At 70.9% G+C, this 15,305-nt stretch carries 5 protein-coding genes; 4 read left to right on the top strand and 1 reads right to left on the bottom strand.

The features are described 5' to 3' along the window. Positions 1 to 194 precede the first annotated feature (194 nt). The gene (locus OG556_RS26315) at positions 195 to 3,464 is read left to right on the top strand and encodes an EAL domain-containing protein (protein ID WP_371520069.1); all 3,270 of its coding nucleotides are present in this window, start codon (positions 195 to 197) and stop codon (positions 3,462 to 3,464) included. A 76-nt stretch (positions 3,465 to 3,540) separates the two neighbouring features. Here OG556_RS26315 and OG556_RS26310 read toward each other — a convergent pair whose 3' ends face one another. Beyond that, positions 3,541 to 4,500: a helix-turn-helix transcriptional regulator gene (locus tag OG556_RS26310; protein WP_363624420.1), complete on the bottom strand. Its 960-nt coding sequence runs from the start codon at positions 4,498 to 4,500 to the stop codon at positions 3,541 to 3,543. A 445-nt stretch (positions 4,501 to 4,945) separates the two neighbouring features. Between OG556_RS26310 and OG556_RS26305 the strand changes: the two genes are divergently transcribed. The 3 genes from OG556_RS26305 to OG556_RS26295 all read left to right on the top strand — a co-directional run bounded on the left by OG556_RS26305 (position 4,946) and on the right by OG556_RS26295 (position 15,287). Further along, on the top strand, positions 4,946 to 5,563 hold the full coding sequence (locus OG556_RS26305; protein ID WP_371520066.1) for a papain-like cysteine protease family protein: 618 nt from the start codon (positions 4,946 to 4,948) through the stop codon (positions 5,561 to 5,563). 4 nt (positions 5,564 to 5,567) lie between these two features. Then, a complete protein-coding gene (locus OG556_RS26300) occupies positions 5,568 to 6,419 on the top strand; it encodes a hypothetical protein (protein WP_371520063.1) in 852 nt (283 codons plus the stop codon). 375 nt (positions 6,420 to 6,794) lie between these two features. Next, complete coding sequence (locus OG556_RS26295; protein ID WP_371520061.1) at positions 6,795 to 15,287, top strand: ricin-type beta-trefoil lectin domain protein; 8,493 nt, start codon at positions 6,795 to 6,797, stop codon at positions 15,285 to 15,287. Positions 15,288 to 15,305 lie beyond the last annotated feature (18 nt).

Raw genomic sequence — 15,305 nt, 5'->3', positions numbered from 1 at the left:
TCCTGGGAGGTGCGACATTTCCGACTATACGCACTCAGGGCACAGGACGAACGTCCGATCGCAACCCGACCGGACGCGACGCTGCCGTGTGCCCGTCAGCCCGGGACGAGACGACCCTGCGACCGCCAAGACCCGTCCTCGCCCGAACTCCCCCGTCCCACCGGCCGGGTGGCGTCGCGGAGGAGGTAGCCCCGTTGACACGTCGGCGACAACGCCTGATGGTCTGTTACCTGCTGTGGATGGTGCTGTTCACCGGCGTCTACTACGTCAACCCCTCGCAGCGGATCATCTGGTGGACGGGCATCGGACTCGGCAGCAGCGCGGCCATCGTGGCCGGCATCCGCCTCAACCGCCCCGCGCACGCGCTGTTCTGGTACGTGCTGGCGCTCGCCAACCTGAGCTTCACCGCGGGCGAGGTCGTCCAGGTCGTCCAGACCCAGTTCCTGCACCTGCACAACCCGTTCCCGTCCGTCGCCGACGGCTTCTACCTGGCCGAGTTCGTGCTGTACGCGGCCGGCGTGCTCGGCTTCATCCGCTGGCGCACGGCCCGTCAGGACCGCGCCGGCCTGCTCGACGCGCTGATCCTCACCATGGGCCTGGCGCTGCTCGCCTGGATCTACCTGATCCTCCCGTACGCCCGCAACCCCGACCTCTCCTGGTTCCAGAAGGCCGTCTCGATCGGCTACCCGCTCGGCGACGTGGTCGTCCTCGCCCTGCTGCTGCGGCTGCTGACCCCGCGCGGCGGCACCAGCCGGGCACTGCAACTGCTCACCGTCGGCACCGTCGGCATGCTGGTCGCGGACACCCTGTACGGGCTGATCCAGTTGCACGGCAACTGGCACATCGGCACCCCCGTCGACTTCGGCTGGGCCGCCTTCTACACCGCCTGGGGCGCGGCCGCGCTGCACCCGTCCATGGTCGAGCTGACCAGACCCGTCCCCACCCAGCAGCCCGACCTGAGCGCCGGCCGCCTCGCCCTGCTCACCCTGGCCTCGCTGATCGCCCCGGCGATCCTGATCATCGAGTCGCTGAACGGCAACACCAGCAACGCGGGCGTGATCGGCGCCTTCTCCGCCCTCCTGTACCTGCTGGTGCTGGCCCGGCTGGCGGTCGTCGTGGTCGCCCGCCGACAGGCGATCGCCCGCGAGCGGGCCCTGCGCGAGGCCGGCGCCAGGCTCACCGCGGCCGTCACCGTCGAGGAGGTCGCGGACGCCGTCCAGGCCACCGCCTCCACCCTGATGCCCACCGAGCCCGGGCACGTCGCCCTGCTCGCCGTCACCGAGGCCGGCGTCCTGCACGTGCGGCACGCCGAACGCGGCGCCGCCCAGCACCACCTCGGCCCCGTCACCGACTCCGACGAGGCGCTCGCCCTCGCCGCCTACCGGGAGACCCGGCTGCTGCCCGTCGAGGACATCGGCAGCGACCTCGCCGCCCGCCTCGACGGCATGCCCTCCGCCCTGCTGTGCCCGCTCACCCTCGACGAGCGCCCCTCCGGAGACCCGCTGATCGGCGCGCTCATCGTCACCGGCACCGCGCAGGAGCTCACCAGCCTGTGGAGCTCGCTGGAGATCCTGGCCGCGCAGGCCGCGCTGGCCGTCGAACGGGTCATGCTGAGCCAGGAGGTCAACCGCCGCAACAGCGAGCTGTACTCCCGCACCCTGGTGCAGAACGCCAGCGACGTCATCCTGATCCTGGACGCCGACGACGGCGTCCGCTACGCCTCCTCCTCCGCCGAACGGGTCCTCGGCTACCCCAGCCTGGACGGCACCCTGCTCACCGAGCTCGTCCCGCCCGAGGACAGCCGGGCCGTCGGCCGGGCGCTGGCCCGGATGCGCGGCCCGGTGGACGCCGCCCCGGCGCACGCGCCGGAGCACTCGCCACAGCACTCGCCGCAGCACTCGCCGAGACGCGAACCGCCGCACGATCCGCCTCACTCGCCACCGCACTCGCCGCACTCGCCGGCACGCGAACCGCTGCGCGAGCAGCCCCGTGAGCACTGGCGGCTGCTGCGGCAGGACCGGACCCCGATCGAGGCCGAGGTCCGCTTCAACGACCTGCGCGCCGACCCGACGGTCGGCGGTCTGGTGCTCACCCTGCGCGACGTGACCGAGCAGCGCCAGATGGAGCGCGAACTCACCCACCGGGCCTTCCACGACTCCCTCACCGGCCTCGCCAACCGGGTGCTGTTCCTGGACCGGGTCGGCCACGCGCTGTCCCGCGGCGAGCGCAGCGGCGCCGTCACCGGGGTGTTCTTCCTCGACCTCGACGACTTCAAGGTGGTCAACGACACCCAGGGGCACGCGGTCGGCGACGAACTGCTGATCGCCGTCTCGCTGCGGGTCTCCACCGCGCTGCGCAGCTCGGACACCGCCGCCCGGCTCGGCGGCGACGAGTTCGCCGTCCTGGTCGAGGACGCGCTGCGCCCGGCCGACGTGGACGCGATCGCGGACACCGTACTGGCCGTGTTCGCAGAACCGTTCAAGCTGAGCGCGGGGGCCGTCCGGGTGACGGCCAGCATCGGCGTCGCCACCACCGAGGACAGCGTCGACGCGGCCGAACTGCTCACCCACGCCGACCTCGCGCTCTACTCCGCCAAGTCGGCCGGCCGCCGCCAGTGGCGCCACTACCAACCCGCCCTCCAGACCGGGCTGGTGGAGCGGCACGAGCTGAACGAGAACCTGGACGCGGCGATCGCCGAATCCTCCTTCCAGCTGTACTACCAGCCGATCGTCGACCTGCGCACCGGCGGCCTGGTCGCCTTCGAGGCACTCGTCCGCTGGCCGCACCAGCGGCGCGGCATGGTGCTGCCCGACGAGTTCATCGCCCTCGCCGAGGAGAGCGGCCAGATCGTCCCCCTCGGCGCCTGGGTCCTGGAACGCGCCGCCCAGGAGGCCGCCGCCTGGCACGCCGCCAGCTCCGCCGACCGCGCCGCCGCCGGCCTCCCCCCGCTGCGGGTCAACGTCAACGTCTCCGCCCGCCAGTTCCGCGACGCCGGCTTCGTCGACGTCGTCCGCGGCGCCCTGCGCAGCTCCGGCATCGACCCGCACACCCTCGTCCTCGAACTCACCGAATCCGTCCTGATGCGCCGCGACGACCGCGTCCACGCCGACATGGCCGCCCTCGGCGACCTCGGCGTCGGCATCGCCATCGACGACTTCGGCACCGGCTACTCCTCGCTCTCCTACCTGCGCGAGTTCCCGATCTCCATCCTCAAGATCGACAAGTCCTTCATCGACGGCCTCGGCCTCTCCCCGCAGCAGTACGCCCTCGTCGAAGGCATCACCCGCATCGCCGACACCCTCGGCGTCCGGGTCATCGCCGAAGGCATCGAACACCCCGAACAGCGCGACCTCCTCGCCGCCATGGGCTGCCCGCTCGGCCAGGGCTACCTCTTCGCCCACCCCATGACGGCCCCGCAGGCCCGCGCCCTCGCCGGCGGCAGCACCGCACGCGAACCGGCCTGACCCCCGATCTCAGGGCCGCGCCCCAGGTCCGCGCATCAGGGCCGCGTCTCAGGTCCGGCGCCTCAGGTCCGGCGCCTCAGGTCCACGCCCAGCGGATGCCCGCGACCCCGGGCCCCAGCGCGGTCGCCACCACGTGCGCCAGGTGGTGGCTGTCCAGGGTGAGGTCGGCCAGGCTGTCGTCCGGACCCTCCGAGTCACTCGCCGTGAACCACTGGCACTGCACCGGGAGTTCGCCCGGATCGAAGCGCACCCGCAGGACGTAGTGGTCCGCCGGGAAGCGGAAGGCCGCACGGTAGCGGCAGCACTCGGCCGCGCTGTGCGGGCGCACCTCGAAGGAGAACACCTGGGTCTCGGAGCAGTGCAGCGAGCGGTCGAACAGCAGCTCCGCGAGCACCACCCGGGCCACCGGATCCCGGCGCACCCGCCCCAGCCGACAGCTGTCCCCCGCCACGATCTCGACGGCCCCCTCGTCCACCCCCTCGTCGCAGTCGTAGATCAGCAGCGCCCGGTCGACCCCGTCCTGACGGGCCCGGACCGCCACCATCGAACTGAGCGCCGCCAGTTCACGATGCGGCCCGACCGTCACCGTCGCGCACTCGGTGACCACCTGGAGCTTCCCGGCCGCCGGGCTGTCCAGATCCGCGAGCAGTCCGCCCAGATCACCGGGGGTGCGCACCATCTGCGGGTACGGACGCGGCCCGCCGCCGTCGCGGTCCGCCCCGCCGCGCGGCCGCGGCGCACCCAGCAGCGCGGTGAGCGCGTGCGTCGGCAGCCCGAGGATCTCCTCCAGCGCGGCCACCACCCGTAACGACTCCGGGCGTTCCGGTCGGCGCAGCCCGCGCTGCCAGTAGCTCAGGGTCGTGACGGCGATCCGCAGTCCGCGCTCGGCCAGCCGGCTGCGCAGCCGCTCCAGCGGCAGCCCGCGGGCCTCGATCGCGGTGCGCAGCGCGAGACCGAAGGGCCCGCTCCGCAGCGCGGCCAGCACGGCGGCGCTCTCCGGGGCAACACCGGGCGGCGGTTCCTGACGACTGGCCATCGGGACTCCCGGGGCTACTGGCCCGGCCGGCACGCGGCGGCGGGGCCGAGGGGACACGGCGGCGGTGCGGGGGACTGCGGTGCAGGGGCGGGGGGACGCGGTACGGGGGGACGCGGTACGGGGGGACGCGGCGCGCTGTGAAATTACCGGCTTACCCCGGCCGCGTCCATATCCGGGAGCCCCCCTCCCGGCCACCCGTCTGCGGCGCAGCACCTCCGCCGCACCGCCCCTCTTCACAGCCCCGTTCACAGCACCGCCCGCTCCCCTCCGGGGGGTCTGGGAGCGGCCCGGCTGGCTGCCTACGCTTCCTAGCAACCCCGGTCCGGGCCCGCCGCGTCGGCCGCGCGGCACACCCCCACACAGCACACCCCCACACAAGGCACACCCCAGGGCGGCGCCGGGTGCACACGGAGCCGCCCGTGCCCCCGCACGAAGGAGTTCCCCCATGAACGGACCCATCCGTGGGTCGTCCCTGCGCGCCGCACTGGCCGCGCTGTGCATGCTGGCCGCCGTCGTGACCACCGGCGCCGGCACCGCCTCGGCCTCCCCCCAGGCCGCCGCCGGCAATTCCCCGACCTTCGCCGCCAGTTCCCGGCTCAACATCTCCATGCAGACGCAGGAGCAGGACCAGTGGTGCTGGGCCGCCTCCGGCGACACCATCGCCACCTTCCTCGGCCACGGCACCGACCAGAACTCGTTCTGCGACCTCGCCTACGGCCAGGACACCTCGTACCAGTGCCCCAACCAGCCCGGCCAGCTCTCCTGGGTGCAGAACGCGCTCTCCGCCCTCGGGGTGTCCCCCGGTCAGGAGACCGGCGCGCTGTCCTTCAACACCATCGTCAGCGAGATCAACGCGGGCCGGCCGATCGAGACCGGCATCTCCTGGCTGGCCGGCGGCGGGCACGCCCAGGTCATCTACGGCTACGACCAGAGCAACAAGTCCATCTACTGGGGCGACCCGTGGCCCAGCAGCAACCGCTACAACCTGGCGTCGTACAGCTACTACGCCGGCTACAACGGCCAGTTCAACTGGAACGACTCGCTGTACCGGATCGGGGCGTGACACGATGACGCACTTCCGCGCCCCGCGCGCCCTCGCCGCCATCGCCCTCGCCGGCAGCGGACTGCTCGCCGCCGCCCCCGCCCTCGCCGCCACCCCGGCCACGGCAGCCGGCGTCCCGTCCGCCCCGTCCGCGGCCGACGTCACCGCGGCCGCCGCGGCGGCGAAAGCCGCCCCCGTCGTACAGACCCTCGGCGGGTTCTTCGCCCACGGCTCCGGCCAGGGCTCCTCCGACGCCCGCCAGGCGCAGGCCGCCGCCCCGGCCCGGGTGGTCGGCGACACCGTCCCCGTGTACTACCTCAACCCGGACTTCGTCGCGGCGGCCTCCGCCGGGGCGCCGGTCGCGAAGTTCGCGTTCATGGCGACCGAGGCCGACGCGGGCGACGGCCGCAAGGCCTCGGTGTGGACGGCCCCCGACCCGCACAACAGCGGGTCCTGGGCCGAGATCAACATAGCCTCCGGCAGCGACGAGACCGATCACGCCGCCGCCGCGGCAGCCCTGGGCCGGGGCGCCGTCGCCTTCGAGGAACCGCAGATCCGGGCCTGGTACGCCCTGGTCGACGGCCAGGTGCGGCCGCTCAACCCGGACGCGGTCCGGTCCGTGGGCGACGCGGGCATCACCCTCGCCCAGTACCAGCAGGTGGTCCACGACCGCTACGCCGACAAGCTGCCCGGCACCGACTACGCCAAGGCGCACCTGCTCGGCGGCTTCGACCGGGGAACAGCCCCCGTCGCGGCACCGGCCGGCGACTCCACCCCGACCACCGCCCTGCTCACCGGGGCGGGCACCCTCCTCGCCGCCCTCGGACTCGGCACGGCGCTGCTGCGCCGCCGCCGGGCGGGCCGCGGCACCGCCTGACGGCACCTGCGCCCCTCCCCCTGCAAGGGGCGAAAACAGAAATCCCCACGGGAATTGACATTAAGTCAATTCCAACTAAAACAACCTCAGGCCTCGCCCGCACCTGCGGGCGAGGCCTTCTCTCGTTTCACAAACCGCCACCCACCAGGGATGACACCACCGAGACATTCCACCTTTCGCAGCGCCTCTATACAAATGATCTGTTACGAAATCGTCATCCTGGTTGGTCACTGGGAGTCAGCTGAGAGTGAGAGATTGTCCTTCGGCTTTAAGCGAGCCATTCTGAACAATGCACAGTTCTTGAGAGAGTCTTTAATGACACGACGGTCCCGGGCCTCGTCCGCTTTCGCGGGCGGGGCCTTCTCTACGCGTCGGATGCGTCCCGTATCAGCGCTCCTGACGCTCGGCCTGCTGGTGCAGGCCGGGGTCGTGGTGGACACGGTGACGGCCACTCCGGCCTCCGCCGCACCCACCGCCCCAACGCCGCCCGCCGCTCCGACCACGGAGGCGCCTGACGAAGCCTCCGCGCTCCTGTCCGCCCGACTGCAGAAGCGACGGATCGAGGTCACCAACGCCCGGACAGAGTTCACCACGCTGTGGGCGAACCCGGACGGCACGCTGACCTCCGACCGCTCCACCGGGCCGATCCGGATGAAGGTCGGCGACGCCTGGGTGCCCGTCGACACCACGCTGGTGCAGACCCCGGACGGCAAGGTTGCGCCGAAGGCACACCCGGGCGGGGTCGTCTTCGAGGGCGGCGACGCCGGGGTGACGGTCGGCGACAGCCTGCCGGGCTCCGCGATACCGACGACCGCACCGACCACGACTCCGAGCGCCGCGGCCACCACTGCGCCGGCCACGGCACCGGCGACGTCGCCCAGTGCGATACCGACGGCTTCCGCTTCCGCATCCCCGTCGTCGTCTCCGTCCGCCTCGGCTTCGGCCTCCGCTTCGGCCTCGGCTTCCGCGTCCGCGTCGTCGTCTCCGTCCGCCTCGGCTTCGGCTTCCACTTCCGATCCCGCTTCGGCCGACGCAAGCCGGGCCTCCCGCAGCGGCGCCCGCGCCGCCGCCCCGGCCGCCGACCCGCAGTCCGCCCCGGCCCCGCTCCCCGCCGAGCGCGACCTGGTCAAGATCGGCTCCGGTGAGCAGCAGGTCAAGTTCGGCTGGCTGGGCAAGCTACCCAAGCCCAAGCTGGAGGGCAACAAGGCGACCTACGTCAACGCCCGCCCCGGCGTCGACCTGGTCCTGGAGGCCACCCGGACCGGCTTCGAGCAGTTCCTGATCGTCAAGGACCGCTCCGCCGTCGCCCAGACCGGCACGATGACGATCCCGCTGGACACCACCGGGCTCACCGTCTCGCCGCAGCAGGACGGTTCGATCCAGCTGCTCGACAAGGCGACCGGCAAGAGCGCGGTCAAGATCCCGGCCCCCGTCATGTGGGACGCCGCGATCGACCCGGCCTCGCAGGAGCACCTGAACCGCGGCCCGGTGACGATGGAGGTGCGCGGCCAGGGCCCGGACACCGAGCTGGTGTTCACCCCGGACGCCGCCTTCCTCGCCGACCCGAAGACCGAGTTCCCGGTCACCATCGACCCGGTGGTGGACGTCGACACCACGTTCGACACCTACGTCCAGACCAACGAGAACATCGACGCCTCCGCGTCGACGGACCTCAAGCTGGGCAGCTACGACGGCAAGGTCGTGGCCCGGTCGTTCCTCACCGTCCCGGGCGGGTCGTTCAACGGCAAGCAGATCCTGGGCGCCACGCTCAACCTCGCCAACCACCACTCCTCGTCCTGCATCCCGAAGCAGTGGGAGGTCTGGAACGCGCCCGGCGCGGCCTGGTGGACCCGCTGGGGCAACCAGCCCGCGATGGAGAAGAAGTGGGCCACCTCGAACGACACGTACGACGTGGCGAACGACGGTGACAACCACGACTGCTATGCCCCCGACGGCACGTTCTGGGCCAAGGCCGACGTCACCGAGATGATCCGGTACTTCGCCGGGTTCGGCTACAACGACTACGGGTTCGCCCTCAAGGCGGCCGACGAGTCGAGCAACCTGTCCTGGAAGAAGTTCAGCTCCGCCGAGGGCTACTGGCCTCCGTACCTCTCGATCACCTACAACACCGTCCCGGCCACCCCGGCGACGGTGGAGGTGCAGCCCTCGCAGCAGGGCAACCCCCGCTACACCTCGGACGCGAACCCGCGCTTCCAGGTACAGGCGGCCGACCCCGACGGCGACCCGCTGAAGGTCTACCTGGACCTGTGGCGCGGCGGCACGTTCCTCGGCAGCATCGTCCGGGACACCCCGAACGGCGCGATCGCGACCGTCCGCCCCTCCGACTACGGCATCGCCAAGCTCGACGAGGGCGTGCAGTACTCGATCTGGGCCATGCTCGACGACGGCAAGTCCCGTTCCGGCTGGGTCGGCACCAACGTCATCGCCGACACCGTCAAGCCCGGCACCCCGTTCGTCAGCTCCTCCGACTACCCCGCCGACGGCCTGTGGCACGGCACCGCCAACCAGGCCGGGTCGTTCACCTTCTCCCCCGCCCCCGGCACCGACGACACCGCGGCCTACGTCTACACCCTGGACGGCGCCACCCCGGTGACGGTCACCGCCACCGGCGCGCTCACCACGAGCATCACGCCGACCACCGAGGGTCGGCGCGTCCTGTCCGTACAGTCCAAGGACCGCGCGGGCAACCTGTCCCCGCCCGCCGCCTACGTGTTCCACGTCGGCCAGGCCGGCCTCAGCTCGCCGGTCAACGGCGCCCAGGCCGCCAAGCGCGTCAAGCTCTCCGTCGACGCGCAGACCCAGTTCAAGCGCGTGGTCTACCAGTACCGCCGCGGCCCCGGCGCCACCGAGTACAACGTCCCGCACGCCAACCTCACCAAGGCCGACAACACCGCCGTCACCGAGGACAAGCCCCGGCTCTCGGACCTCGGCCCGCACGCCAACTGGAACGTGCTTGACACTCTCGGCCAGACCGGCGGCGTCGTCCAGGTCCGCGCCGTGCTCTTCCCCGAGGACGGCTCCGGCAACGGCTACACCACCGTCTGGAACACCATGACGGTCGACCGCAACGCCGACGGCGCCGCAAGCACGGGCATCGGCCCCGGCTCGGTCAACCTGCTGACCGGTGACTACTCCACCGACGTCACCGACGCCAACGAGCGCGGTCTGTCCGTCAAGCGGGCCACCTCCTCCCGCGACGTCGGTCGCGGCTGGCAGCCCCAGGGCGAGCGCCTGACCGTCAACCAGCGCCAGATCGGCACCGACACCACCGGGTTCACCGCTGGTGAGACGACGATCGGCCGCTCAACCGCGCGCGGTCACGACAGTTCCACCGACTCGCTGCTGGTCACGCCGAAGGGCGGGGACTCCTACGTCGCCCTGGGCACCGAGTACACCTGGGGCCTGGGCATGAAGCCCGGCCGCACCTACCGCATGACCGGCTGGATCTACGTCCCCGGTGCGACGGGCCTCAACCCGGACCTCGACAAGTACGGCCTGCGACTGGTCGGTGTCTCCACCGTCCCGTCCGCCCCGAACGGCTACGTCCACGTCTTCTCACCGAAGGCCTCCTACACCGACGCCTGGCAGCAGCTGACGGTCGACATGACCGTCCCGCAGGACGCCACCCAGGCGTGGTTCCGCATGTACAACGGGTTCAGCGCGGCGGGCAAGGAGGTCTACTTCGACGACCTCTCGGTGAAGGAGATCGTCGCCCCCTTCGGCCCCCAGTGGGCCGGCGGCCCCGACGCGGGTACCGGTTCGGACTACCGCGCGCTGTCCTTCCCGCAGTCCGACCTGGTCGAGATCAAGGGCAACGACGACACCTCGCTGACCTTCGCCAAGGGCAGCGACGGAACGTTCTTCCCCGAGCCCGGCGCCGAATCGCTCGCGCTGAAGGCCGTCCCGGCCAAGTCCGGCGCGATCGTCCTGTCCACCTCCGGCCAGTGCCTGGAGGTGCCGAACGGCGCGGCCGGCAACGGTTCCACGCTCCGGCCGGCCCCGTGCACCGGCGCCGCGAACCAGCAGTGGACCCGCGGCGACGACCTGACCCTGCGCCTGCTCGGCTACTGCCTGGACAACCCGTTCGGCCAGACCGACAACGGCACCCAGCTCGTCCTGTGGGGCTGCAACGGCGGTACCAACCAGCAGTGGGAGGTCCGCACCGACGGCATGGTGACGAGCGGTTACTCGGGCAAGTGCCTGGACGCCGACAAGGGCGCCTCGGTCTGGGTCTGCTGGGCCGGGCCCAACCAGATCTGGGACATCCAGACCGCCGGCACCACCTACGAGCTCAGCGAACTGGACGGCTCCAAGACCGTCTTCGCCCGCCAGGCCGGATCCAGCATCTACCAGGTGGTCAGCGAGACCGGACCCGACGCGGCCTCGACCACCCGCTACCAGTACGACACCACCGACGGCCGCTCGCTCGTCAAGCGCGTCATCTCGGCCGTCGAACCGGGCATCGACGACGCCAACGGCTGCACCGTCGACCCGCTGCCGCGCGGCTGCGAGGTGATGGAGTACGACTACGCCAAGGCCACCACCGCAACGGCCGCGACCCCGGGTGACCACCTGGACCGCGTCCGCAACGTCAAGGTCTGGACGTGGAACCCGGCAACCTCCAAGCAGGAGGCCGTCGAGGTCGCCCACTACGCGTACGACGACAAGGGCCGCCTCGCCCAGGTCTGGGACCCGCGCCTGGCGGCCCCGCTGAAGACCACCTACGGCTACGACGAGGCCGGCCGGGTCACCCGGATCGGCGCCGCCGGCGAGTTGCCGTGGAACTTCGACTACGGCAAGGCCGCAGCCGACCAGGACCCTGGCCGACTGCTCAAGGTCCGTCGCGGCACGCTCACGCCAGGCAGCAAGGACCAAGTCAACGGCGAGAACGTGACCAACGTCGTCTACGACGTGCCGCTGACCCGCAGCACCGGCGGCCCGTACGACCTGGCCGGTGCCGACGTGGCCAAGTGGGCGCAGACCGACGCGCCGACCGACGCCACCGCCGTGTTCGGCCCCGAGGACGACCCGGCCACCAACACCGCATCCGCGGCGAAGCCCGGCCCCGACGGCTACAAGCCGACCACCGTCCACTACCTCAACGCCTCCGGCAACGAGGTCAACACCGCGACCCCGTCCGTCACCCCCGGCGGTGACATCGACACCACCGAGTACGACCGCTACGGCCACGCCGTACGCACCCTGGAGGCCACCAACCGCTCCATCGCCCTCGGCACCCACCCGGACTCCGACAAGTTCGCCGCCGAACTGAACCTGCCCACGGACTCCGCGTCCCGGGCCCGCCTCCTCGACTCCCGCACCCTTTACACACCGGACGGCCTGGACGTCACCGAGACGCTCGGCCCGGTCTACCGCGCCTCGCTCGCCGAGCAGGTCAACGGCCAGACCACCCCGGTCAGCGTGACCTTCGAGGCCGAGAAGCTCCCGCAGCTGGGCACCAACACCAAGGTCCAGATCGACAACGACTGCTGCGGTCTGACCTGGTCCGGCGGCGCCCACCTGAGCATCCGCGGCACGGCCGCCGGCGCGTTCGACAGCATGCGGGTCAGCGTCCCCGAAGAGGGCGACTACGTCCTCTCCGGCCAGCTCACCAAGTACACCGACCACGGCGTCATCCAGTGGGCGGTCGACGGCCAGAACGTCGGCCAGCCGATCGACACCTACACCGCCACCCCGGCGGTCACCCCGTACACGGTCGGCCAGGCCGTGCACCTGGCACGCGGCGACCACGAGCTCAAGGTCACCGTCACCGACACCAACACCGCCAGCGGCGGCGAGCGGTTCCACACCGGCATCGACACCGTCACCCTGACCAAGACGACCGTCAACCCGACCCTCCCGGCCGGCACTTCGGTCGTCGCCCGCGACCACAACACCAACACCTACGACGAAGGGAAGCCCGACGGCCAGGCCTACCACCTGGTCACCACCGCCACCGACGGCGCCCGCATCGACGGCTACGCCGACGACGTGGAGCTGCGCGTCACCAAGAGCGGCTACGACACGCCGATCGGCGGCACCTCCGGCTGGACGCTGAAGAAGGCGACCTCGGTCACCACCGACGCCCTCGGCGCCAAGCTCACCTCTCTGGTCAGCTACGACGCCTCCGGGCGGGCACTGGAGTCCCGCAAGCCGGGCTCCAACGGCAACGACGCCGGCACGGTCAAGTCGGTGTTCTACACCGCCGGTGCCAACCCTGACGACGCCGCGTGCGCCAACCGACCGGAGTGGGCGGGCCTGCCCTGCGTCACGATGCCGGGCGGTGCCGTCACCGGGGCCGACGCCTCGCGGATGCCCACCACCCTGCCGGTGAAGCGGGTCACGCGGTACTCGGCGTTCAACGAGCCGGAGGAGGTCACCGAGACCAACGCGGGCAAGTCCCGCAAGACCGTCACCGTCTACAACGAGCTGGACCGGATCGTCTCGACCGAGATCACCTCGGACGAGGGCAAGCCGCTGCCGAAGGTCACCGTCGAGTACGACCCGGCCACCGGCGACGCGGTGAAGACCACGTCCGGCGGCAAGTCCCTGACCCGGGTCATGGACCAGCTGGGCCGGCTGATCTCCTACACGGACGCCGACGGTTCGACGACCACCACGGAGTTCGACCGGTTCGGCAAGCCGGTGAAGGTGAGCGACCAGACCGGGTCCACCACTTACAACTACGACCGCGCGAAGGAACCGCGCGGTCTGGTCACCTCGGTCAACGACAGCGTCGCGGGCGAGTTCACCGCCAAGTACGGCGCGGACGGCCAGCTCATCGAGCAGACCTACCCCGGCGGTATCACCAGGAAGGACAACTTCAACGCCGTCGGTGAAGCCACCAGCCGCAGCTACACCCGCAGTTCCGACAACATGGTCGTCTGGACGCAGACCACCGACATCTCCACCCAGGGCCAGGTCGCCAAGGACACCAGCTCCACGGCCACACGCTCCTACCAGTACGACCGACTCGGCCGCCTGACCAAGGCCGAGCAGACCACGGTCGCCGCCGGCTGCGTCACCCGGCAGTACGCCTTCGACGCCCACTCCAACCGCCTGTCCAAGCAGACCTCCCCTCGCGGGGCGGCCGGCGAGTGCAGCACGGCCGGGGCCACGACGGAGAACCACACCTACGACAGCGCCGACCGGCTCACCGACGCCGGCTTCGTCTACGACGCCTTCGGGCGCACCGTGAAGACGGCCACCGGCGCGACCAACACCTACTGGGCGAACGACCGCGTCGCCGCCCAGGAGAAGGGGGACACCAAGCAGGAATGGGCCGTCGACGCCGCCCACCGTCTGACCGCGTTCACCACCAGCAAGAAGCAGGCCGACGGCACCTGGGCCAACGCCACGTCGAAGCTGAACCACTACGGCGACGACTCCGACATGGTCCGCTGGACGATCGAGGACACCACCCAGGGCACCCTGACCCGCAACGTCTCGGGTCCGGACGCCACTCTGGTCGCGACCACCAGCAGGACCGGTGACGTCCAGCTCCAACTGACCAACCTGTTCGGCTCGGTCGTCATCACGACCGACACCGCACTCACCAAGCCGGTGGTGCTGGACTTCGACGAGTTCGGCATCCCGCAGGACGGCCAGGCCAACGTCCGCTTCGGCTGGCTCGGCGGCAAGGAGCGCTCGGCGGAGGCGCTGGACGGCGACATCCTCATGGGTGCCCGCCTCTACAGCCCGGCCCTGGGCCGCTTCCTCCAGATCGACCCCGTCCCCGGCGGCAACGCCAGTCCGTACGACTACTGCACCGGCGACCCGATCAACTGCACCGACCTCGACGGCAACTGGGGCATGCCCAAGTGGCTCAAGAAGACGGTCGAGGTCGTCGCCAAGGTCGCGGAAGTCGCGTCCTACATCCCCGGCCCCATCGGCGCGATTGCAGCCACCGTCTCGGCGGTGTCCTACGCGGCGACCGGCAACTGGGAGAAGGCCGCCGAGATGGCGGTCACGGCAGTGGCCGCGACCGTTGGTGCCGGACCGGTCGTCAAGGCCGTCGCAACCGCTGCGAAGAGCACACGGGTCGCAGCCCGTGTCCAGAAACCTGTCTCCATGGCCAGGGGAGCCACGCGTCGACCCGCAGTGACCTCGTGCCCGATCCGCCCTCCGAACTCCTTCGTGCCGGAAACCCCGGTGCTCATGGCCGACGGGACGTACCGGCCGATCTCCGAGATCGAGATCGGTGACCGGGTATGGGCAACCGACACCGAAACCGGTGAGTCCTCGGCCCGGCCGGTGCTCAATGTCATCGTCGGATACGGTGCCAAGCATCTGATCGGGATCAACACCCAGGGCCCGTACGCGACTGCCGGACTGACGGCAACCGACGAACACCCGATGCTGGTGGAAGACATCGGATGGGTGCCGGCCAAGGACATCGTCGCAGGTGACCATCTGGTGTCACCGGACGGATCGACGGCCCTCGTGTACTCCGTCGTCGACAACGGGGTCCAGGACGACAGTCTGGTGTACAACCTGACAGTCGGGGATCTCCACACTTTCACCGTCCTCGGTGGTGGAAAAGAACTCCTCACTCACAACGACGGCTTCTACTGCCCCCACGGGCGGGCTCCTTCGACCCCCTTCACCAGGGGCGGAAAGAAGAAGGTGTGGAAGGCCGCCACGGATAAGGGCGGCGGAACGGCACGGTGCGAGGACTGCAAGGTTTCCGTAGTCAAGCCCAAGCAATCCAAGAGGGGCGTCACCCCGCCGAAGAACGAAGGGCACGTCGACCACGTCTGGCCCAAGTCGAAGGGCGGGAACGGCTGCCCGTGCAACGGCGGGCTCAGGTGCCGTTCATGTAACATCGGGAAAAGCAATAAAACTTGAGAGCTGCGAGAGTGAAGA

The organism is Kitasatospora sp. NBC_01300, assembly GCF_041435235.1.
Taxonomy (GTDB): Bacteria; Actinomycetota; Actinomycetes; order Streptomycetales; family Streptomycetaceae; genus Kitasatospora.
Note: the sequence above shows the minus strand (reverse complement) of the source record. Positions and strands in the feature narration are given on the sequence as shown.